The 22,853-nt window shown below is 41.0% G+C and carries 17 protein-coding genes; 13 read left to right on the forward strand and 4 right to left on the reverse strand.

The window, feature by feature from the left end; genetic code table 11:
- The 3 genes from RHS_RS10770 to RHS_RS10780 all read left to right on the forward strand — a co-directional run.
- On the forward strand, positions 1–1,389 hold a 1,389-nt coding region (locus RHS_RS10770), incomplete at its 5' end, for a histidine kinase (RefSeq protein ID WP_047833173.1).
- The gene (locus tag RHS_RS10775; protein ID WP_395022041.1) at positions 1,382–4,087 is read left to right on the forward strand and encodes a family 78 glycoside hydrolase catalytic domain; all 2,706 of its coding nucleotides are present in this window, start codon (positions 1,382–1,384) and stop codon (positions 4,085–4,087) included. The genes RHS_RS10770 and RHS_RS10775, both read left to right, overlap by 8 nt.
- Before the next feature lie 18 nt (positions 4,088–4,105).
- Positions 4,106–5,251, forward strand: a complete 1,146-nt coding sequence (locus RHS_RS10780) for a glycerate kinase (RefSeq protein ID WP_395022043.1) — start codon at positions 4,106–4,108, stop codon at positions 5,249–5,251.
- A 1-nt stretch (position 5,252) separates the two neighbouring features.
- Here RHS_RS10780 and RHS_RS10785 read toward each other — a convergent pair whose 3' ends face one another.
- Complete coding sequence (locus RHS_RS10785) at positions 5,253–6,143, reverse strand: AraC family transcriptional regulator (RefSeq protein WP_047833174.1); 891 nt, start codon at positions 6,141–6,143, stop codon at positions 5,253–5,255.
- A gap of 247 nt (positions 6,144–6,390) precedes the next feature.
- On the opposite strand from RHS_RS10785, the gene RHS_RS10790 reads away from it, so the two are divergent.
- The 3 genes from RHS_RS10790 to RHS_RS10800 all read left to right on the forward strand — a co-directional run bounded on the left by RHS_RS10790 (position 6,391) and on the right by RHS_RS10800 (position 10,172).
- Positions 6,391–7,584 (forward strand): uroporphyrinogen decarboxylase family protein, encoded by a 1,194-nt coding sequence (locus tag RHS_RS10790; protein ID WP_047833175.1) that lies wholly within the window; start codon positions 6,391–6,393, stop codon positions 7,582–7,584.
- Between the two features lie 97 nt (positions 7,585–7,681).
- Positions 7,682–8,122 carry a hypothetical protein gene (locus RHS_RS10795; RefSeq protein ID WP_047833176.1) on the forward strand — a complete coding sequence of 147 codons (441 nt, stop codon included), beginning with the start codon at positions 7,682–7,684 and terminating at the stop codon, positions 8,120–8,122.
- 37 nt (positions 8,123–8,159) lie between these two features.
- A complete protein-coding gene (locus tag RHS_RS10800) occupies positions 8,160–10,172 on the forward strand; it encodes a KUP/HAK/KT family potassium transporter (protein ID WP_044295135.1) in 2,013 nt (670 codons plus the stop codon).
- A 117-nt stretch (positions 10,173–10,289) separates the two neighbouring features.
- Here the strand turns inward: RHS_RS10800 and RHS_RS10805 are convergent, their stop codons facing one another.
- Positions 10,290–11,180 carry an AraC family transcriptional regulator gene (locus RHS_RS10805; protein WP_027292816.1) on the reverse strand — a complete coding sequence of 297 codons (891 nt, stop codon included), beginning with the start codon at positions 11,178–11,180 and terminating at the stop codon, positions 10,290–10,292.
- A 239-nt stretch (positions 11,181–11,419) separates the two neighbouring features.
- Here RHS_RS10805 and RHS_RS30800 point away from each other — a divergent pair, with 239 nt between their 5' ends.
- Complete coding sequence (locus tag RHS_RS30800) at positions 11,420–14,275, forward strand: cobalamin-dependent protein (RefSeq protein WP_395022046.1); 2,856 nt, start codon at positions 11,420–11,422, stop codon at positions 14,273–14,275.
- 29 nt (positions 14,276–14,304) lie between these two features.
- On the opposite strand, the gene RHS_RS10820 is transcribed toward RHS_RS30800, so the two are convergent.
- Positions 14,305–15,153 carry an AraC family transcriptional regulator gene (locus tag RHS_RS10820; protein WP_047833177.1) on the reverse strand — a complete coding sequence of 283 codons (849 nt, stop codon included), beginning with the start codon at positions 15,151–15,153 and terminating at the stop codon, positions 14,305–14,307.
- Positions 15,154–15,418: 265 nt separating this feature from the next.
- Between RHS_RS10820 and RHS_RS10825 the strand changes: the two genes are divergently transcribed.
- Positions 15,419–16,894, forward strand: coding sequence for an alpha-L-fucosidase (locus tag RHS_RS10825; RefSeq protein ID WP_047833178.1), 1,476 nt, complete (start codon positions 15,419–15,421; stop codon positions 16,892–16,894).
- A gap of 726 nt (positions 16,895–17,620) precedes the next feature.
- Here the strand turns inward: RHS_RS10825 and RHS_RS30805 are convergent.
- Positions 17,621–17,743: a hypothetical protein gene (locus RHS_RS30805; protein WP_255348041.1), complete on the reverse strand. Its 123-nt coding sequence runs from the start codon at positions 17,741–17,743 to the stop codon at positions 17,621–17,623.
- Positions 17,744–17,892: 149 nt separating this feature from the next.
- On the opposite strand from RHS_RS30805, the gene RHS_RS10835 reads away from it, so the two are divergent.
- The 5 genes from RHS_RS10835 to RHS_RS10855 all read left to right on the forward strand — a co-directional run bounded on the left by RHS_RS10835 (position 17,893) and on the right by RHS_RS10855 (position 22,622).
- Positions 17,893–18,324 carry a hypothetical protein gene (locus tag RHS_RS10835; RefSeq protein ID WP_027292820.1) on the forward strand — a complete coding sequence of 144 codons (432 nt, stop codon included), beginning with the start codon at positions 17,893–17,895 and terminating at the stop codon, positions 18,322–18,324.
- Positions 18,325–18,633: 309 nt separating this feature from the next.
- Positions 18,634–20,445: a sensor histidine kinase gene (locus RHS_RS10840; RefSeq protein WP_047833180.1), complete on the forward strand. Its 1,812-nt coding sequence runs from the start codon at positions 18,634–18,636 to the stop codon at positions 20,443–20,445.
- Positions 20,423–21,658: a response regulator gene (locus tag RHS_RS10845; protein WP_047833181.1), complete on the forward strand. Its 1,236-nt coding sequence runs from the start codon at positions 20,423–20,425 to the stop codon at positions 21,656–21,658. Before RHS_RS10840 ends, RHS_RS10845 begins: the two co-directional genes overlap by 23 nt.
- Before the next feature lie 114 nt (positions 21,659–21,772).
- Positions 21,773–22,129 (forward strand): helix-turn-helix domain-containing protein, encoded by a 357-nt coding sequence (locus RHS_RS10850; protein ID WP_044294805.1) that lies wholly within the window; start codon positions 21,773–21,775, stop codon positions 22,127–22,129.
- A gap of 73 nt (positions 22,130–22,202) precedes the next feature.
- Positions 22,203–22,622 (forward strand): pyridoxamine 5'-phosphate oxidase family protein, encoded by a 420-nt coding sequence (locus RHS_RS10855; RefSeq protein ID WP_047833182.1) that lies wholly within the window; start codon positions 22,203–22,205, stop codon positions 22,620–22,622.
- Positions 22,623–22,853: the final 231 nt, after the last annotated feature.

Here is a 22,853-nt window from a genome sequence, read left to right on the forward strand (position 1 = left end):
TCCTTGATACCTCCATCAGAAGCAGAGCAGGAAGTTCTTACAGGCAAATGGTATGAGGAACTCAGGGAGAGGAAAAGGGGCGGCGGATTTTCTCAGGGATTTTATGTCAAACAAGAGAATTCAAAAACCGTAAAGGTACTGGCTTACGGCAGGAATTTCCGGGTGCATGGACAGCGATTTACTGTAACAATTTTTCTGGACTATACAGAACTTTTTGGAAAAATAGAACGGTTCCGGGGACGGGAATTTGATAACTCGGCATGGCTGACATCCCAGAGGGAACCTCTTTTTCCAGAGCAGAATCATAAAGGGCAGGAACAGTTAGAAGAACTGATTGCTACTGGGCAGGAGGTTGTAGAAACATCCAAAGGGGTCTGCTATATTCGTCATATTTATCAGTATCCTTATATTTCTGTAGCTTTTGTTTCAGAAAAGAGGTTATATGGTGTTTTCTCTGAATATATCAGCATGATTTTTCTGTTTCTGGCAGCATTTTTTCTGGCTTCACTTATCGGTATATTGCTGATGATACGAAAAATTACGCGTCCTGTCTCTGATCTGTCACAAGTAATGTCAGAGGCGGTTAATCAGGATCTCAATGTCCAGCTTAATGTGGATTCTGATGACGAAATAGGAGATTTAAGCAGGATCTTCAATAATATGATGGTAGATTTAAAGGATTATGTGGAAAGACTGGTCGAAAAAGAAAAGAGAGAGCAGGAGATGCGCTTTGGACTTTTGGCAAGCCAGATAGATCCACACTTTGTGTGTAATACGCTCAATACAGTGAATTACCTTGCAAAACAGAAGCGGGATGAGGATGTGATTGTTGTCAGTACTGCACTATCAAATATATTGCGGGACAGATTGAGGCTGAAAGATTTTCAGATATATGATACGGTGAAGCAGGAGGTTCTGACGGTACAGAGGTATCTGAAAATTCAGGAATACCGATATGGAAAAAAGGTAGAGGTCAGTTGGAATGTGAGCCAGGAAGTGAAGGAATGTAACATACCTAAAAATCTGATACAGCCTCTGATAGAAAATTCTCTGTTTCACGGATTAGCAGATGAAGATACAGGAGAAATTGAAGGATACATAAAAATAGATATATATCAACGGGATAATGACCTTTTGATTCGTGTAACGGACAGCGGAAGAGGGATGACCCCTTCCAAAGTACAGAAACTTAGGGCAGAGCAGGCTGATACTTTCTTAAAAGGCAGAGGAATCGGCATATCGGGAATACGGGAAAGACTAAAGATTTTATATCACGACAAATATGCATTCAGTATCGAAAGTACAATAGGCAGGGGGACTGCAGTGCAGATAGAGATTTTAAATGTGTGTAAATCAGAGGAACTTATGGAGGTGGATAGTATTGAATAGTACAATGAGAATTGTAAATACCTATGTGGAGTACAGGGAGAATCCTTTGGGAATTGATGTAGAGAAACCCAGATTTTCCTGGATACTGGAAGATGAAAGACGCGACAGCTTCCAGGAAGCTTATCAGATTCAAACAGCAGCAGATGATGAATACGGGCATATATTATGGGATACCGGAAGGATTCATTCAAGCGATTCTATACAGATACCCTATGGTGGAGAACCTATGAAATCCAGAAAACGGTACTATTATCGCATTAAGGTATGGAATCATAAGTGGGAGGAAAGCGAATGGAGTAAAACGGCATGGTGGGAAACCGCTTTTATGGATTACCGGGAGTGGAATGCAGACTGGATAACACCGGAATATGATTTTCAGGCACCTAAAAGCGCCTGCCCCGTCATGCGTACTGAGTTTCAACTAACAAAAAAAGTAAAGAAAGCCAGGGTATATGTAACAGCAAAAGGGGTATATGAACTTCGCTTAAATGGAAATAAAGTTGGTGAGGATTTTCTTACTCCAGGATGGACTTCTTATAATAAACGGATTTTATATCAGACTTATGATGTAACAAAAATGCTTCAAACAGGAAATAACGCAATTGGTGCAGTGATTGGAAGCGGATGGTATAAAGGGGAACTTGGATGGAGATCCAGAAGAAATCTGTATGGTGGTAGGGAAGCTTTGATACTGGAACTTCACATCATTTATGAAGATGGGACTTCTCAGGAAATTCTAAGCGGACCAGACTGGACTTCTTCTTACCGGGGACCGATTCTTTATGCAGAAAATTATCATGGGGAGACATATGATGCGAGGCTTGAAATGCCGTGGGATATTTCCGGGATTGAGAGGGAAGCATGGTTTGGAGTACGACCAATGGGTAGAATGCCAAAAGATATACTAAGGGCACAGGAATGTGAGTGTGTGAAAATCCGGGAGATCCTCAGACCAAAGGCACTATTCCGTACCCCCAACGGAGAAACTATACTGGATATGGGACAAAACATGACAGGCTGGATACGTTTTCGAGTGAGTGGGAAGCCTGGCAGCAGGGTAGTTTTAACCCATGCGGAAATTCTGGATACGGATGGAAATTTCTATGTTGATAACTTAAAGGGAGCTAAGCAGAGGATAGAATATGTCTTAAAGGGCAAAGGAACAGAAGTATTCCAGCCTCACTTTACATTTCAGGGTTTTCGTTATGTTATGATAGAAGAATTTCCAGGTGAACCTCAGATAGAACAATTTGAAGGCCTGGTTTTATATTCAGATATGGAACGGACTGGATTTTTTTCCTGCTCAGATACACTATTAAATAAGCTTTATGAAAATGTGCTGTGGAGCCAGAAAGGCAATTTTTTAGATATTCCAACGGACTGTCCTCAGAGATGTGAACGTCTGGGATGGACAGCAGATATACAAATATTTGCAGCAACGGCTGCAATGAATATGAAAATTCCGCTTTTTTTAACGAAATGGCTCCGTGATCTGGCTGCAGAACAATTCGAGAGTGGCGGAGTACCCTGGGTGGTTCCTGATATTTACGATGATACTTATGCTTATGATCTCGCCGGATATACCGGTCAAAGTGAGCAGGTAGCTGCTGCATGGGGAGATGCGGCTACAATATGTCCCTGGACACTGTATCAGCATTATGGAGATATCCGTATTTTACAGGAACAATATGACAGTATGAAAAAATATGTTGATTACATATACCATCAGGGCGACAATCCCTTTTGTTGGGATACTGGACATCAGTTGGGAGACTGGGTGGCGCTTGATGCACCTTATGGCAGCTTTGTAGGTGCAACGGATACGGCCTTTGTTGCTACAGCCTATTATGCTTATTCCACCCGCATTCTGTATCAGGCGGCTGAAATAATTGGAAACCTGAAAGATGCAAGAGATTATCGTCAGTTATATGAGAAGATACGGAGTGAATTTCAAAATAAATATGTGAGGAAAGATGGCAGCCTGAGTGTAAAAACACAGACGGCAATTGTTCTGGCACTTCATTTCCAGTTAGTGCAGAACGAATTCAGGCAAGGCCTGGCAGATGAATTGGCAGCCTGGCTGGAAAGAACTAATTATGATCTGATAACGGGATTTGTAGGTACACCTTATATCTGTCATGTGCTCACTGCATATGGACATGCAGCTACTGCGTATCGTTTGCTTTTGAAACAAGATTATCCGTCTTGGCTTTATCAGGTTACAAAGGGAGCCACTACGGTTTGGGAACATCTGGATGGTCTAAAACCGGATGGCACTTTATGGAATCCGAGAATGAATTCTTTTAATCACTATGCATATGGTTCTGTAGCCGAATGGCTTTATAAAGGTGTTACAGGAATTAGTATTGGTGAGCATGGAGCAGGATACAGACATTTTCAGTTTGCACCTGAAATAGGAGGTGGTATCAACTGGGCAGAGACTGTTTTAACAACGATGTATGGAGAAATACGGGCATTCTGGCGACGATGTGAAGATAAAATAGACTTCCATTTGAAGGTTCCTGTAAATACAACAGCGGAAATCATACTTCCGGTAAGTCAATTGGAAAGTATTAGGGAATCAGGTAAGAGGCCGGAGCTTGGAAATGGCATACACCATATAAAAACAGAAGGCGCCCAAATTTATATCCATGTTGGTTCAGGGAATTATAATTTTGAGTGTATGGAAACTAAGTAGGCAAAGGCAGGTAGAAATATGAGTTTTAATTTGAAAAAATGTATTGTTATCCCAGACTCATTTAAAGGGACAATGACATCTTTGGAAGTGTGCCGGATCATGGAGCGTGCAATCAGAAAACATTTTCCAAACTGCCTGGTACACAGTATTCCTGTAGCTGACGGAGGTGAAGGAACAGTAGAATGTTTTGTGGCAGTGCTTGAGATGGAAAGGATAAAAAAGGAGGTTACAGGACCTTATGGAGAAAGACTGACTGCGGCTTATGCCGTTAAGGATACCATTGCAGTAATAGAAACTGCCAGTGTGGCAGGGCTGCCATATGCGGAGAGTATTGGCCATCTGTCTCCCAGAGAAGGAATGACCTATGGTCTGGGAGAGCTGATCAGGGATGCTGTGGGACGGGGATGTAAAACTATTATTTTAGGGCTTGGAGGAAGTTGTACCAATGACGGAGGAACCGGGATGGCACTGGCTGCAGGCGTAGTATTTTATGATAGCCATGGAAGGGAATTTACTCCCCGTCCCGATACGCTATGCAGGATTGCCGGTATAAACACGGAAAAAGCAGAAGAGCTTTTGGCAGGCTGTACAGTTATAGGTATGTGCGATATTGATAATCCCATGTACGGAGAATCTGGAGCGGCTTACATATTTGCTCCGCAGAAAGGAGCAGATTCGGCGGATGTCAGAATTTTAAACGAGAATCTCATAATATTGGGTCAGGTACTGGAAAAACATACTGGAAAGCAAATTGCACAAATGAAAGGAAGCGGTGCGGCAGGTGCCCTGGGAGCAGGGATACTGGGATTTTTAGGAGGAAAACTAGAATCCGGAATAGATACGGTTCTGGATCAGATTGAATATGAAAAAATGTTACAGGGGGCTGACATGGTTTTCACAGGAGAAGGAAGATTTGATAGTCAGAGTCTAAGAGGAAAAGTCATTGCCGGAACATCGAAGAGAGCAGGTGCATGCCAGGTCCCTGTTACGGCTGTGGTTGGCTCTATAGAGCCGGATACGGAAAAAGCATATTCCATGGGCGTTACATCCGTATTTTCCATAAACCAGAAAGCCGAAGATTTTCAAACCTCAAAATATTCCAGTAAAGAAAATCTGCATAAAACAATGGATAACCTGATGCGCTTTTACAAATCTGCAAGATAAGTTACAGCTTTAACAACACCTGCGTTTTCTTCCGATATGCGCTGGGCGAAATCCCAATGTATCTGGTGAAATATTTATTATAGTGGGAATGGTCATAGAACCCTAATGTGTGGGCGATTTCTGTGACAGGAGCATCCGTCAGAAGCAGGCGGATGCTTTTTTCAAGTTTGCATTCAATAATATAATTACTCAATGTGGAGCCGCTGATCTTTTTGACAATGCGGTTGACCTGCTGGGGATGCAGCATCAGGGTGTCAGAAATCAGAGAGATAATATCACCGCTCTGTTCATAAATATGTTCATTAATCAGCTCAGTTATCCGAATGATCCGTTCGTCAAGCTCATCTTTTTGAAAAGAATGGGATTGATAAAAGTTATCGCATAAAAGCAGTAGGATATTAAACAGACAGTTGAACTCATATAAATCAGATAGTTCTCCAGTTATCATTTTTTTTCCAAAATAAGCAGTAAAGAAGGCATCTGCAATAGACATGGTGTTTTCTTCTAATTCCAGATGGAGCGGAGCAGAAGAAGAATTTCCATGTTTTAATAAAAAATATTGCATCGTAGAGCAATGCAGCGATGCTGATGATAATTCATGAAACAACAATTTTGGCAGCAGATAGATATTTTTAACATGCCAGTTTTGTACCTGGGAAATGGCATGGGTTGAGCCTATGGGGATGAAGTAAATGCTCCCACGCTTCAGAGGATATACCCCATGGGAGGTGTGGTGTAAAGCACTCCCGTGGGTAGTGATGCCGATTTCAACAAATTCATGGGAATGTTCTCCCAGCCGCTCTGAATTCTCAAAAGAATAATCTTCTGAGAATATAGGGAGCGATGTGTAGTTATGTATATAATTTGTAGTTAAAATATTTTCACTTTTCATAATTAAATTATATATATATTACCATGAAAAATCAATAGTTATCATTAAAAATAAAATGAAAAGGCATTATTTTACACAAAGAAATACTTCATTTACAAGCAATTCAAATCCTTCTTTATTATAATAGAGTAAGATATCCCGAGACATGAGCAGAGAGGTATCTTACCCTCGCGGCAGCAGCCAGATGATCCCGCAAGCGCGCCCATTTGACTTGTTGTTCGCGGAAATGAAAAAGGAGAAAAATAATATGACGGCTGCGGAACGTATGTTTAAAACACTGAATTTTGAGAAAATGGATGGGGGAGGGGCTTTTGCGGAAACCTTCTTTCCCTGGGACTTAAGTGTAGACCGGTGGGTGCAGGAAGGGCTCCCGGAAAAATTTACTTCCTCGTATTTATATCCTATGCCCAAGGAGCGTTATATGAGGTATTTTAATGACTTAATGACAGAACACGTTTATGAATATGAGCAGTTTCTGGGATATGACGGAGTAAAAAGAATGTCATTTTGCATTCCGTTTAAAGGCTTTGACGAGAAGATTCTGGAGGATAATGAGGAATATATTCTGAAAATGGATGAAGATGGCTGGCAGAGAGCTTATTATAAAAAGCGCTCTCTGGTAAAAGAGATTAAGCCGGTTGTGGATGGGGAAGAGGCCTGGGAGCGGTTAAAAGAAAATACTTTGCGGGAAATTGAAAAATACTGTACGGACGAAAATCTTCAGCGTACATATGGCAAATACAAAGAGGGGCATGAACGGGGAGACTTTTCTATCCGGTTCCGGGCTTCCGGATTTTTCTGGACACCCCGGGAACTGATGGGTGTGGAAGAACAGCTAATGGCATTTTATGAAATGCCTGAATTACTCCACGAGATCAATGACTTTGTTCTGGAAATATATTTACACTTTTTTGATAAGATTTTTGACATCATTAAACCGGACGTTCTCTTATTTCCTGAGGATTTGAGCGGTGCAAACGGGCCGATGATATCACCTGGAATGTTTGACGAATTTGTAGGTTCTTATTATGAAAAATTAATTCCGTTTTTGAAGAAAAAAGGAGTAAAAAATGTATTCGTGGATACCGATGGTGATTTCCGGCAATTAATTCCTAATTTCAGAAAAGCAGGTGTGGATGGATTTCTGCCAATGGATGTTAATGCAGGAATGGATATCGTGAAGGTCAGAGAAGAGTTTCCGGACATCAAATTTATCGGGGCATACAATAAATTAGTGATCGCAGAGGGAGAAGAAGCAATCGACCGTGAATTTCAGCGGCTGCTTCCGGTAATCCGCCAGGGAGGATATGTGCCGGGAGCGGATCATCAGGTGGCACCTTCTACTTCTTTTCAAAATTATATGTACTATATAAAAAGATTAAAGGAAGTGATGCAGCAGGCTGGGGCTGACAGTAAAAAAGTAAGTGAAAGCTGCGGGTGAATTGCAGGATAATAATGAAGGTTGACACCAGGCTCTATTTGTGCTAATATGCCGATGAAATGAATATATTACATGCAAACATAGTATGGGAGAAAAAATGAAAAATAATATCTGGTCAATTATTTTATTGATTGCATTGTTTTTATGCCTCCCCGTTCTTTTTTATAGCAATAAGCCTAAGCAGCCCGACAGCATAAATCAAAAGCTGAATTCTCAGGAGTCAGTAGTTATCGGTATGAATCATGCAATACAACAGCTGGATACGCCGGATTTTCAAAACACTGAGACTATATTTAGGACCTGTTCAGTGGGAAATGAGGGGAAAAGTATTCAGGAGGTTTTAAGAAGCCAGAAGCTTTATTTAAGAGGGCTTTGTGCACTGCTTTTCTATACACTCTTTTTATTTGTATTTGGAGGTGTCTGGGGCAGGCCTTATGTTTTTTTATGCAATTGTTTTCAATTGATGGAAAAATATATGTTGATGATACGAACGAACCATCGAAAGGATGGAAAAAAAAGAACCCTTTCTTTTAGCTGATATAATTCAAAAGCAGTAAAGAGAAAGGGTGAATAATATGAGAAAACAGGAGAGTTCTGCGAAAATTCCTGTAAGTCTTGGCGCAGTTTTAATATCGATTGGAGTGGTTTACGGGGACATCGGGACTTCACCGATGTATGTAATGAAATCAATTATATATGGCAACGGAGGTTTGGCACATGTGGATGAGGAACTGATTCTGGGTTCATTGTCCCTGGTCATCTGGACGGTCATACTGCTGACTACGGTGAAGTACGTATTGATTGCCATGCAGGCGGATAATCATGGTGAGGGAGGAATTTTCTCTCTTTACAGCCTGGTGAAAAAATATGGAAAGTGGCTGATTGTACCGGCAATGATTGGTGGAGCTGCCCTGCTGGCAGATGGTGTGCTTACGCCGGCAGTTACGGTAACTACGGCTATTGAAGGACTTCGCAGTATTCCGGCGATGCATTCCTTATTGGGGAGCGGTCAAAATAAAATTGTAGTGATAACGCTGATTATCATTGCCGGTTTATTTCTGGTTCAAAAGGCGGGAACCAGCTCGATAGGTAAAGCATTTGGACCGGTTATGACGATTTGGTTTTTCTTTCTGGCAGCGGCAGGTATTCTAAATATTTCCGGCAATCCATTAATTTTTCGTGCACTTAACCCCCTGTGGGCTGTGAAAATTCTGATCAGTCCGGCTAATCATATGGGGTTTATGATTTTGGGGAGCGTTTTCCTTGCAACCACAGGAGCGGAAGCGCTGTACTCGGATATGGGGCATGTTGGAAAAGGCAATATCTATATAAGCTGGCCATTTGTAAAAATATGCCTGATACTGAATTATCTTGGACAGGGAGCATGGCTCATGGGAAATCAGAAGCAGAGTGCATTATACAGCATTCCCGATATGAATCCCTTTTTCCAGATGCTTCCGGAAGGAGTTCGTCCTCTGGCTGTTTTACTGGGAGCGATGGCTGCAATTATTGCTTCCCAGGCGTTGATCACAGGTTCATTTACCCTGGTATCCGAGGCAAGCCGGCTGGACTTGATGCCCCATATGCAGATATCTTATCCGTCTAAGACAAAAGGACAGCTTTTTATTCCGCTTGTCAATATGGTAATATGGTTTTTTTGTTCCATTGTCGTGTTATATTTTCAAACCAGCGAACACATGGAAGCGGCATACGGGCTGGCAATTACACTTACGATGCTGATGACAACGCTGTTGCTGTTTATTTATTTAAAAGATGAAAAGAAACAGAAGATTCCTGCATTTATTTTCCTGGTATTTTTTGGTGGTCTGGAAGGGACATTTTTTATATCCAGTCTCAGCAAATTTTCCAGGGGCGGATATGTAGCACTTTTAATAGCCCTGCTTTTGTTTGGTATTATGCTGGTATGGCATCGTGGAACTGCAATAGAAGCGTCTCAGGCGGTATGCTTTAATATCCGTGATTACCTGAAACAGTTGGGAAAACTCCGTCAGGATGTGGAATACCCAATGCAGACAGATAATCTGGTCTATATTACAAAGGAACCGGAAATGGAGGAACTGGATCGTGATATTTTATATTCCATTCTGGATAGAAAGCCTAAGAGAGCCCAGGCTTATTGGTTTGTGACGATTAAAGTAACAGATGAACCGTATACCCGTGAGTATAAGGTAGAAAATTTTGGAACCGATTATATATTTAGGGTTCAGTTAAGACTGGGATTCAAGGTTGATCAGAGAGTAAATGTATACCTGAGACAGATCGTAGAAGAATTAATTACAAGTGGAGAGCTTCCTTCCCAGCAAAGAGAATATTCAGTATATGAGCCTGGTGAGGTAGGCGATTTTGAGTTTTGCCTGATACGGAAACTATTAGTTCCGGAAAGTGATATTACAGCTTCGGGCAGAGCGGCAGTATCTTTAAAATATGCGATTCGCCACATTGCAGGATCTCCGGCACGGTGGTACGGGCTGGAAAATGCATCTCTGATGATTGAATATGTTCCGCTGTTTATTAAAATGAAAACTTTACGGCCGTTAAAACGGTTAACAGAGGAGACAGGAAAATAAAAATAAGTTAAAATTGAAACAAATATAGTTATACAATGAGAAACGGGCAAAGAAGAGGATCAATACTGTTCTTTGCCTCTTTTTATGGTTGTAAATTTTGCTGCATACGGGCTTTGGCTAATCCAATAACCCCTTACCCTCTTTATACCGTTTCCGCTCATCTCCCGGAGCATATCCGGTGTATTTCCGGAAAAGGCGGTAAAAATTAGACATATTGGAAAACCCACAGTCTTCAGCAATGTCTAAGATGCCTTCGTCAGATGTGCGCAGCATTTCCCTTGCTTTTTGAATGCGCATTTCGATTAAAAATTCCTGAAACTGCATATTCGTCACTTTACGGAAATAGGAAGAAAAATAATTTGGACTCATGCAGGAAATCCCGGCCACATCCTCCAGTTTTATTTTTTCACAATAATGTCTTTTGATATACTGAAAGGATTTTTCCAGCCTTTTCATGGCCTCTTTTTTTCCACCCAGTAATTCTCCTGAGGCATAAGAACGCTCACAGTTTCTGTACAATATGGTGAGAATTTTCAAGATATCGGATTTGATCATTAAAGCATACCCAACTTCCCGCTCCGTGTATTCCCGGTTAATCTCGTTCATAATATGGATAATCTCCCTGGCATATGGAAGTGTTCCGGGAATTTTATTTTGAAAATTACTGCCGCGTTCCACAAAAGGCAATAAATAATCATAGTCAAAAATGCTGGTCCGATCTGCAATAAAATCAGAACCAAAAATCAAGACAAGCAATGTCATTTCCTCACTTAATACTTCCCATCCATGGGCTTCAATATGGTTAAATAAGATAATTTCTCCTTTTTCCACTTCGTACTGTTTGCCATTTACAAAATATCTGGCATGTCCATCTAAAATATACGTGATCTCAAAAAAGTTATGCCAATGATATACCTCCGGTTTTTTAAAAGAATGCTGCTCAATATAAGTCCTTACTTCAAAAGGTTCCGCCTTATTTAATATAGTTGTATCCTGTGTAATGATCATCCGCAAATACCTCTCCGCAAAATTAATTCCCGCTGTTATCTGTATCTATTATAACGCTAATAATAAGATTTGTCTCATAATATTATTATCTGATCCATCGTAAGATAGTACATTCCCATCATAATAAAACAGAGGTTATTTTTACGTTTTCTATATAAAATAAAATGGTAAAAATTAACCAAGAGACTTGTGAAATAAAGTTTACAAAACTCATTGCGAACATGTTTAGGAGGTAGAACATGATTATAATTGGTGAAAAACTAAATGGGTCCATACCAGCGGTAGCAAAAGCAATTGCATCGAGAGATGCACAGTTAATCAAAGAGCGTGCAAAATTACAGGCCGATGCGGGGGCTGACTTTTTGGATGTATGTGCTTCTGTAGAAGAAGAGGAAGAGATAGAGACACTTCGCTGGATGATCGAACAGGTTCAGGAAGTAACGGACACACCGATTTGCGTTGATAGTCCAAGTGCGAAATCCTGTATTGGTGCACTGCCTTTTTGCAAGAGACCCGGATTGCTGAACTCCGTATCACTGGAAGGAGATAAGATTGATACTATATTTCCACTAATTGCAGATACAAATTGGGAATGTGTAGCTTTGCTTTGTGACAATGAAGGGATTCCGGATTCCGTAGAACGCCGCATGAAGGTATTTCATGGAATTATGGAAAAAGCCAGGGAATACGGGATTGATCCTTCCAGATTACATATAGATCCTCTGGTTGTAACCCTTTCTACAGATGAAACAGCATTACAGGTTTTTGCCAAATGCTGCAGATTAATAAAAGAGGAGTATCCGGATATCCATATTACCAGCGGGTTGAGTAATATTTCCTATGGATTGCCCGTTCGTAAAAATATCAACCAGGCTTTTATGGTGCTGGCCATGAATGCGGGAATGGACAGCGCCATTGTAGATCCGACCAATAAAAATATGATCGGCATGATTTATGCGACTACAGCGCTGCTGGGGAAAGATGAGTTTTGCCTGAATTATATAAAAGAATTTCAGGAGAAGAAAGAAACAGGAGTAGATATCAATGAGTTAACAAAGGACATGATTCCGGAAATGAAAGATGTCTTTTTGGCAACACAGCATGGTAAAAATAAGGAGATTGGAAGCCTTGTACAAAGCGCGCTGGCTGCCGGGTGTGATCCGGTTGATGTATTAAATGATGGCATGATTGGGGCTATGGCTGTGGTAGGGGACCACTTTAAAAAAGAAATTATATTCGTACCCCAGATGCTGTCTGCTGCCAGAGCCATGAAAGCGGGCGTAGAAGTTTTAAAGCCTCATCTGGCGACCGGAGGCGCAGGAAGTGCGGGAAAAATGATTCTGGGAACGGTGGCAGGTGATTTGCATGATATCGGTAAAAACCTGGTTGGTATGATGATTGAAAGTGCCGGATTCGAAGTAATCGATCTGGGTGTTGATGTACCAATTGAAGTTTTTATCAAAGAGATTGAAGAGCATCCCGATGTGACTATTGTTGGTTTATCCGCGCTTTTAACCACAACAATGCCATCGCTGCGCAATACGGTAGCAGCATTAAATAATGCTCCGTTTCGAAGCCGGATTAAGATTATGGTGGGCGGTGCGCCTATTTCACAGGCATTTGCTGATGAAATCGGAGCGGATGCTTATACAGCAGATGCTGCAGAAGCAGCTGACAAAGCAAAAGAGTTGGCAAAAGCTGGAACTGGTTCGGTACCAGTCTCTAGAACGGCAGTTATAAAAAGCATTGCAGGAGAAGATGGCTCAGTGACAGCTGGAGCTGAGAGAGTTGAAGCTGAGAGATTTAAAGCTGAGAGTGTTGGAGCTGAGAGAGTTGAAGCTGAGACAGAGAATGTCTTGTCCCAACTGGCTGGTATAAAGTTCACCGGAGTCAGCCCGGCAGTATCCGGTATCCCCTACAAAGAAAATATGGATGCAGTAAAAGAAAAGTTCACAAATTACTGGAAGCATAGAAATATAGGACGACCGCTTATGTGTGTCATAGCCAGAAAGCCGGAAATGGAAGCGTTTTCTGATGGAACTCCGGTAGAAGGCGGTTATCTGGATCAGATTTGCCAGGGTAAATATTATAATATGCCGGAAGAACTTAAGTGGAAGGATATGGAGGATAAATATCAAAATCCGGAGCAGATTGTAGCCCGTTACCGATATTTCTGTGAAACACATGATTTTCTGGGCGAAAGTTTTCCTAATTTGAATGTGGACTTTGGTCCAGGTTCGCTGGCGGCTTATCTTGGTTCCGACATTGGATTCAAAGAAGACACGGTTTGGTTCAAGCCCTGTCTGGACAGTTGGGATGGTGTATCCCGATTTAAATTTGACCCGGAAAATGAGTGGTACAAAAAACATATTAAACTGGTAACAAGATGCCGTGAACTGGCTGGTGATGATTTTTATGTAGATATGCCCGATCTGATGGAGAATATTGATGTACTGGCTTCCTTGCGGGGAGCACAGGAGATTTTGTTCGATATGTTAGATGAGCCAGAGACTATCGGTGAACGCATTGGTGAAATTACGAATCTTTATTATGACTATTACAATCGATTTTACGATGTAATTAAAGATGAAAAAGGAGGTAATGCTTATACAGTATTCCAGATATGGGGACCCGGACGTACGGTAAAACTGCAGTGCGATTTTTCCGCTATGATGTCACCGGATGACTTCCGCCAATATATTCAGCCATCTCTTAAGGCACAGGCTGATCAGGCAGACTATGTTCTGTACCATCTAGATGGTCCCGCTGCAATCAAGCATCTGGATGCACTTATGGAAATTGAAGGGATAGATGCACTACAATGGACAAGCGGCGATGCCGGACCGGATGGCACCTTACCGGATTGGGATGTCATTTACGATAAGGCAATCGCTGCAGGTAAATCCATCTGGGTGAAAGTATATTCCGGAAACTTCGAAGACTGGATTAAAAACGTAGACCGCCTGGTTCAGAAATACGGCTCTCACAGCCTGTTCCTGCTTTTCCCGGAAATGTCACGCAGGCAGGCGGATACACTTTTACAATATGCAGAAGAACATTGGAAGGATGTTCCGGGAACATTTTACGTTCGCTGATTTTCTAGTTAAATGAAAAACCTCCATTTTTATAAATGGGGGTTTTTGTCCGCTTTCCGATATTGTGAAGTAGTCATATGAAATTCTTTTTTAAAACAATTACAGAAATATTCTGCCGATGAAAAGCCTACTTTTTCAGCGATGAAAGCAGTAGAATCTGTGGTATTGCGAAGGAGAATACAGGCTGCATTTAGTTTTGCCCGCACCCGAAGTTCCTGGAAAGTTGTATGATAATGTTCCTTTAATAACCGCTGCAATTGCCTTATACTCAAACCCACCATATCCGCCAGTGATTCAGGTGTGATATCAGCGTAATAAGAGAGAAATGCCCGTTCAATCATCAGATACTTTTTTTCATCCGGCTGAATATCCGGTATTTCAGAGTGTGAGGTATAGCATGGAGAATAATCCCTTGCAAGGCGTATTAAAAATTCTGCGGCAAGATGAGGAAGAAGCAATTGGCTGCCGGTTGATTTTTGCTGTTCTTCTTCAAAAAGCCTGTCCAGTGCATTCCTGGTTTCGTAAGAAAGATTTCCAAACCAAAAGTTCTGTCCGATAAGAGTCAGGAGCAGAGGATCTTTTTCAGAAATCTGTTTTTGGCTTACGGTATAGTAGACTCCGATTTCATGCATGGTATCCGTTGAATCCGGTATTTGTTCATGGGAAACACCCGGTCCGGTCAAATAAAAGTCTCCGGCAGCCAGCTGATATGTTTCTGAATCAATATGAACCAAACCCCGTCCCTGTGTTATGGCATGCAATTCATAGCTGTCACTGCTGTGAACGTGCATGGGCATATAGGGCATTGGGCCGGAAGTTAGCGAGAGTACATGGAATTGGGTATTACCAAGGGAAAAGTGGATATTGACATCCCCCATAAGAGCCTCCTTAATGCAGATGGCGGGAATGAATGTTCAAACACGCTCTAGCCTGCGTTAATATAACAATAAATCTATTCTAATACAAAAGACGCTGGAAGGAAAGACAAATAGTTTTCTAAAATTGACACCTTATTGTAAAATGACGACATTATATCTCAGAACATGCCGTTCATTTCCCTGTTAATTATTTTGAAATTTACTATAATGAAGCTATCAAAACAGTAATCAAATGTTGTTTTTATTTGTAAATAAGGAGGATAAAATGTACGATTTAAAACCATATTTAGAGGAAATTGATAAAGTAATTGCCCGGGGACCATTTGCGGACAGCTGGGATTCACTGCAACACTATCAGGTGCCGGACTGGTACCGTAAAGCCAAGTTTGGAATTTTTATTCATTGGGGCGTTTACAGTGTTCCGGCATTTGGAAGCGAATGGTATTCCAGAAATATGTATATACAGGGGAGCCCGGAATTTGAACATCATGTAAGGACATATGGAGCACATAAGGATTTTGGTTATAAAGACTTTATTCCGATGTTTGATGCACCGAAGTTTGATCCGGAAGCATGGGCAGATTTATTCCAAAAAGCGGGAGCGAAGTATGTGGTACCGGTGGCAGAGCATCATGACGGATTCCAGATGTATAAAAGTGAGATTTCTCATTGGAATGCTTTTGAAATGGGACCTCACAGAGATATTTTAGGTGAACTGGACCATTCATTTAAAGAGAGAAACATGGAAACCGGAGCTTCCTCACATCGGATTGAGCACTGGTTTTTCATGGGACGTGGAAAAGAATTTGACAGTGATATCAAAGAACCCATGGAGCGGGGCGATTTCTACTGGCCTGCAATGCCGGAAAGAGATCATTACGATCTGTACAGTCAACCGGAACCTACAGAAGAATTTTTACAGGACTGGCTTTGCCGTACCTGTGAAATTATTGATCAGTATCATCCGAAGATTCTATACTTTGACTGGTGGATTCAGCATCACACGGCGAAACCCTATTTGAAAAAATTGGCGGCCTATTATTATAACAGAGCAGCTCAGTGGGGAGAAGAGGTTGTAATCAATTACAAACATGATGCATATATGTTTGGCAGTGCGGTAGTGGATATTGAAAGAGGACAGTTTGCGGAAATGAAACCGTATTTCTGGCAGACGGATACAGCAATTGCGTTAAATTCCTGGTGCTATACGGAAAATAATGAGTTCCGTCCAGCGGAAGATTTAATTTGTGACCTGGTTGACATTGTGAGTAAAAACGGATGCCTGCTTTTAAACGTAGGACCGAAAGCAGATGGATCGATTTCGCCGGAGGATACCAAAATATTACTTGAAATTGGAGAATGGCTAAAGGTGAACGGTGAAGCAATATATGATACCGGTGTGTGGAGAAAATATGGGGAAGGTCCTACGGAAATCGTGGAAGGACAATTCTCGGATAGTATTAAGAAGAACTTCACCCACGAAGATATCCGCTATACGGTAAATGGCAGTTATCTGTATGCAACCGCATTAAAATGCAGCCCGGATGGGAATTATACCTTAAAGGCACTGGGCATCCAGGATGCCTCCAGACAGGCAAACTTTCATGGAATTGTTTTAGATGCAGATGTTTTAGGATTCGAAGAAAAACCAGAATGGGTACGGGACGAAAACGGTCTGCATATTCATGTGAACACTGTACAGAGCTGTAAACCTGTTGTATTTAAAATTAGAATCGATTAAATTTGGGTTTAGCTGAGGAAGGACGCTTTGTAGATGTAGGTAGTGTACGGAAAGAGAAGGGGACGGACCAGGACATTGGTTTGGAATGCTTACCGCAGAACTGGCATTTACTAACCTTCCCAGAGCACTTTTTGGCGGCACGCGGGCATTCGCTCCGAAATCCTGATGCATTTCGCAGCTCACTGCCCGCTTACAATCCGATGGGAGCCAGTCGAATTGTATCCGCCAAAAAGCACTCCGGGAAGGTAAGTAAATGCTCAGCTCTGCTATACGCATTCCAAACCAATGTCCTGGTCCGCCCCCTTCTCTTTCCGAGATAGCATTCGTTGATACAAAGCTGGTTTTCTCAGCATGATGGGACCCCGGGGTGTGGCATGCCGGACGCGACTGGCATAAAGCAACTGATCTTGAAAACGGAATTTGTTTTTCATTCTGTAACCAGAAAAAGGAGCAAACTTCCATCTTCTTTTACGCAAACAGCCGAAACATACTGCGCAGCATCCAATAAAGAACAGCCCGTCACAGCCCAGGGGTTCCAACCTGCTGAGAAAACCAGCTTTGTATCAACAAATGCTATCTCGGAAAGATGGGTGTGGGAAACTGGTATGGGCGGAGGAAGCGTAGAGCAGAGCTGAGTATTTACTTACCTTTTCGAAGTGTTTTTTGGCGGATAGTATTCGACTGGCTCCCATCGGATACTAAGCGGGTACTGAACCGAGAAATGCATCAGGATTTCTCGGTGAATACCCGCGTGCCGCCAAAAAGCGCTTCGAAAAGGTTAGAAAATACCAGTTCTGCGGCCAGCTGACGGAGCCCATGCCAGTTTCCCACACCCATCTTTCCGTACACTACCTACATTTACAAAGCGTCTTAATCAGCTAAACCCAAATATACATTCCATACCATGTATATTTATGGCTCATATGGTAATCATAGGTATTGCAGGACAGGCCAATTTGTGCCTGATGTAAAATGTACGGAAAGGCAGATGGAATATTATGAATGCAAATGCAGAGTTATTAAATTTTATTTATCAGAATTCGGGAATGGGCGTAGATACGCTAAATCAGCTGCTTGATATTGTGGAAAGTGATGCGTTTCGCAAGCAGATCGAGAGCCAGTTAAAAGGATACCGGGAATTCAATGAAAAGTCGAAAGCAATGCTGAATGAGAACGGATACAATGAAAAAGATATCAGTGCTTTTCAGAAAATGACATCCAATGTTATGATTAATGTCAAAACAATGACAGATAAATCAAACAGCCATATCGCGGAAATGATGCTGACAGGAAGTAACATGGGCATTATAGATGCAATTAAGAGCATCAAAAAATATGAGCATGATGCAGAAAAAGATATTGTTTCACTGATGAAAAAACTTTTGGATTTTGAAGAAAAAAATGTAGAGAAGTTAAAAGAGTTTTTATAATTAAAAATAGAATTGACGTAAATCGATAAGCCGGAAATTTGTACATTGAGTAAACATTTACAAATTTCCGGCTTTTACTTTGTCTATTCATAGGAGGCCATTTTCTGTCCGGAGTGAAAGGCTGCGCTACGCGAATAAAGATAGAAAATACAGAAAATTAAAGGAAAACCAAGCTTTGTTTTGACAATAAAATACCCCTATGCTATCATAAATTTTATAGACATCCTGCATCTATCCGTGGGTCTGTCAGCACATAAGCGGTCAGACACGTTCCGGTGCAGGAAATGGTTACTATTGAGGGTGGGGTAAGTGAAGATTAAGGATAAGACAGCGGGAAAAAACAGCTTTTTTAACAAGATATTTCTGGTGTATGCGTTGATTACCATCATATCCAGTTTTGTCTTGTTTCTGATATTAACAGAAAATCTGATAACGATTAAGAAGGATCAGGCGTTGGAGATGAGTGGACAGGTCATCGAATCGGTTGATTCTTTTTTGCAGTCTAAAATTGTAGATGAAAAATCTATATATCAAAAATTATACAGAGATGATGAGAAGTGGGCTCATCTGATTGAAGAGATTATCAATGAAGAACGGCAGGATTATTATACGGAGCACTTACAGGAAGTCCAGAAAAATATCACACAGACGGTATATGCCGTAGATAACCAATTTAACGGCACTTTTTTGTATGGAAAAAATACTGGGAAGATATTGCAGTTTGGGTCATTTCAAAACTCGGGGGAATATCAATTTTTTGTGAATACGGTCCATGATTTTGCATATCTGGAAGAGTCAAAGACAAAACTGGTATCCGCACGGAATGAATATACAGGTAATAATTCTTTTTCTATTTTTATTTTTGACCCGATCCGTGATCCTGCAAATTTTGCAACTAAAATCGGGACGATGGCTATGTGTTTTAATGCCAAGAATATTCGCAATTGTTACCGGAGATTTGATAAATATATCAAGGGAAGTGTTTGGGTGATGGATGAAAATGGAGGTCTGATATATGATTCGTCGTCAGAATATCAATTAGAAGGAGCATTTCCCCAAATGGATCTGCTGATTGAAAGGGACAGCACTTTATCCGGTAAGGATATGATCTATAATTCTGTTTATAACAGTGAAGGCGGCTATTATGTAATCAATCCCATTCCTATGGCGGCGATTATGGATGATGTCAGGGTCTTGCAGTACAATATTTTCAAAGTTATGATTCTGGTGCTTTTATGCGCCGCACTTTTGAATTTTATCAGTACAAAGTTTTTTGCCAACCGGGTGAGGGCCATTAAGGAAACCATGGATCAGGTGAAACAGGGGAAGCTTACTAACTTTAAGAAACAGCGCAGATACCGTGATGAAGTGGGATATATACACTCGGAACTGATTGAGATGTGCGCCGTTTTGGATGCCCACATTAAGAAAGAGTATGTCTATCAGCTTCGTCAGAAGGAGATGGAACTCTATGCTCTGCAGGCGCAGATTGATCCGCATTTCTTATATAATTCACTGGAGGCAATTCGGATGAACCTGTATATGAAGGGCGAAGAAGAAGCAGGAAAAATGATTTGGATTCTCTCTGATATGTTCCGGAATATTATGAAAAAAGATGTGGTGGTAACAAACAGGGATGAAATGAATTATGTAAAATCTTACCTGGAGCTATATCGGTTCCGTCTGGGGGACCGCATGGAGTATGAGATAGAAGTCCATGAGGAGGTTTATCGCTATGCTACCATTAAGCATATTTTACAGCCTATATTAGAAAATGCACTGGTACATGGAATACAGGATGTAGGCACGGAGGAACATCCCTCCAGAATAAAAATACTGGCAGAGAAACAAGGGGAAGATATTGTATTTACCATTTCTGACAGCGGAAGTGGAATTGAAGCTGAGAGGCTGCAGGAAATCCGGGAGAACCTGGAAAAGGATGGGCTGTTTCAGAAATCCATCGGAATCTATAACGTAAATAACAGGCTGAGGATTGTATACGGAGACGATTATATGCTGCAGATTTTCAGCAAGGAAATGGAAGGTACAGAAGTAATATTAAAAATAAAAGCAATGAAGAAAAAGGAGTTGGAGAGTTATGTACGGGATATTAATTGTTGATGATGAGCCAATGATCTGCGAGGGACTGAAAGCATTTGCTGACAGATGGGACTATTCTTTTGAAACGGTGCTGACTGCACGCAATGGGGAAGAAGCCCTCGCGGTCATAGCGAAAGAGTCACCCCAGATTCTCATTACCGATATCCGGATGCCGAAAATGGATGGTGTGGAGCTGCTGCAAAGAATCCGGGAGTTAAAAATGGACATCCATGTTATCGTACTAAGCGGATATGATGATTTTGAGTATGTGCGGGCAATGGCGGTTCTGGGAATTGAAAATTATCTTTTAAAACCTGTCAGTCATGAAGAACTGGGACAGACATTAAAAATTGTGATCAAGCATCTGGATCAGGAACGCAACCTGAAAATGAAAGCCCAGCTGGACATTAATCTCATCCGTGAAAATATAATCAACCGCTGGATGTATGGATCTATTGGAGAAAATGAACTTCAGGAAAGAGCGGATTTTTTGGAACTGGATTTAGAAGCAGCGTCTTATCAGCCCTGTATTCTGCGTCTTCTTGGAAAAGATATGAAACGGGAGATCGAGCTTAAAAATCAAATACACCGTATTTGTGTTTCTATTTTGTCTGAAAGATGTGTCTGTTATTATTCGCGTAATTACGATGGGGATACCATAGTGGTCTTCTGCCGGAATGAGGAAGAAAAAGACCAGTTACCTATCATACAGGCAATTAACCAATGTGTGGAAATGGTATTAAATGAACTGCAGGTTAAATTGTATGTATTGCTGGGAAGTCCGGCTGAAGATTACTGGAAGGTGGCAGACAGCTTTGCAAAAGCAGTGGCTGGAGGCATTTATCTGGATAAAATTCCGAATGAGTCAGTTGGGGATGACCCGGAAGAAAGCAGCAACTCTTCACCGTTTTCCCTGCGATTGGCAAATTATGTGCTGGAGCATTATGAGGAAGATCTGTCCCTGAAATCCCTGGCTCAGCATTTCCGGGGCAATGCAGCCTATATCGGCCAGATCTTCAAAAGAGACATCGGCAGATCGTTTTCCGATTACTTAAAAGAAATCCGGATTGAAAAAGCAAAAGAGCTTTTGAAAAAGGGAAATAGCAGTGCGAAAGAAATATCCGCCAAAGTCGGTTTTCAGAATACTACATACTTTTGTGCTGTATTTAAAAAAGAGACAGGGGTTAGTCCCGCAGAGTACAAGAAAATATTTGGAGAAAATGCCCGTTTGTAAGGACTGGTACATCATTGCGTAATTAACAGTGAATTTAACAATGAATTTAACAATCCTCTGGCTTTATCCATTCAGATAAGAAACCGGAAAATAAATATACAGGAGGGATGCAGCATGAAAATACGAGGTGAGTATACATGTCCGTTAGAAATGACACATGATATCATAAAAGGAAAATGGAAGCCCATTATTTTGTGGCAGCTTAGTAAAGGCGGATTTTCACTATCCAATCTAAAAAAATCCATTCAGGGGGTCAGTCAAAAAATGCTCGTACAGCATCTGAATGAGCTTTTAGAGTATGGGCTGATAGACAAAACAATAAATGACGGTTACCCGCTAAAATCAAACTACTTTCTTACAGAGCGGGGGAAAAAGATTTTTGAAGCAGTATCAATTATGCAAAGCGTGGGAATAGAAATGATGATAGAAGATCATCGGGAGGATTTTCTGAAAGCACAAGGATTGTTATAGTTACAAAAAAGTGACTGATTTACGATTCTCCATGTCTCACTTATAATAAGGGTAAAAATAAGGAGGTGCTAAAGTGAAAGATCCGGTAAAAACAATTGGAAATTTAATTGATAAACAAAGCGTTTCATTTATAAGTTCTGTGGATGAATGTGGCTGTCCCAATACGAAAGCCATGTTACCGCCACGAATAAGAGAGGGAATCAAAGTGTTCTATTTTACAACGAATACTTCATCCATGAGGGTGGGGCAGTATAAGAACAATCCTCAGGCATGCATATATTTTTGCGATAAAAGATTCTTTAGGGGCATTATGCTGACTGGCACAATGGAGGTTCTGGAAGACCGTGAACACAAAGAGCTGATATGGCAGGAAGGTGATACCATGTATTACTCAAAAGGTGTGACTGACCCGGATTACTGTGTATTGCGTTTTACTGCCAGACAGGGCAGATATTATAGTAATTTCAGCTCAGAAACATTTGAAATTGAATAATTTTTGTATAAAAGTCTCTGTATCGCCTAACGGCAGGACAGAGATTTTTTTGTTTATAATATGCCGGGTATGAGCGCAAAAACACTATAAAATATATACGATATTCCTAACAATAATTTTTGTAACAATATATAATTATTTAAATTGTATAAAAAAATAATATGTTCTATGATATTTATAGTAAATAAATGCATGGCACTGCAAGGTTAGACAAAACGCATGTCTTGATGC

The organism is Robinsoniella sp. RHS, assembly GCF_001029355.1.
Classification (GTDB): Bacteria; Bacillota; Clostridia; order Lachnospirales; family Lachnospiraceae; genus Robinsoniella; species Robinsoniella peoriensis.

Coding starts and splice junctions, on each gene's coding strand:
- RHS_RS10780 (WP_395022043.1), top strand. CDS start 4,106: ATGAGTTTTAATTTGAAAAAATGTATTGTTATCCCAGACTCATTTAAA.
- RHS_RS10785 (WP_047833174.1), bottom strand. CDS start 6,143: ATGAAAAGTGAAAATATTTTAACTACAAATTATATACATAACTACACA.
- RHS_RS10790 (WP_047833175.1), top strand. CDS start 6,391: ATGACGGCTGCGGAACGTATGTTTAAAACACTGAATTTTGAGAAAATG.
- RHS_RS10795 (WP_047833176.1), top strand. CDS start 7,682: ATGAAAAATAATATCTGGTCAATTATTTTATTGATTGCATTGTTTTTA.
- RHS_RS10800 (WP_044295135.1), top strand. CDS start 8,160: ATGAGAAAACAGGAGAGTTCTGCGAAAATTCCTGTAAGTCTTGGCGCA.
- RHS_RS10805 (WP_027292816.1), bottom strand. CDS start 11,180: ATGATCATTACACAGGATACAACTATATTAAATAAGGCGGAACCTTTT.
- RHS_RS30800 (WP_395022046.1), top strand. CDS start 11,420: ATGATTATAATTGGTGAAAAACTAAATGGGTCCATACCAGCGGTAGCA.
- RHS_RS10820 (WP_047833177.1), bottom strand. CDS start 15,153: ATGGGGGATGTCAATATCCACTTTTCCCTTGGTAATACCCAATTCCAT.
- RHS_RS10825 (WP_047833178.1), top strand. CDS start 15,419: ATGTACGATTTAAAACCATATTTAGAGGAAATTGATAAAGTAATTGCC.
- RHS_RS10835 (WP_027292820.1), top strand. CDS start 17,893: ATGAATGCAAATGCAGAGTTATTAAATTTTATTTATCAGAATTCGGGA.
- RHS_RS10845 (WP_047833181.1), top strand. CDS start 20,423: ATGTACGGGATATTAATTGTTGATGATGAGCCAATGATCTGCGAGGGA.
- RHS_RS10850 (WP_044294805.1), top strand. CDS start 21,773: ATGAAAATACGAGGTGAGTATACATGTCCGTTAGAAATGACACATGAT.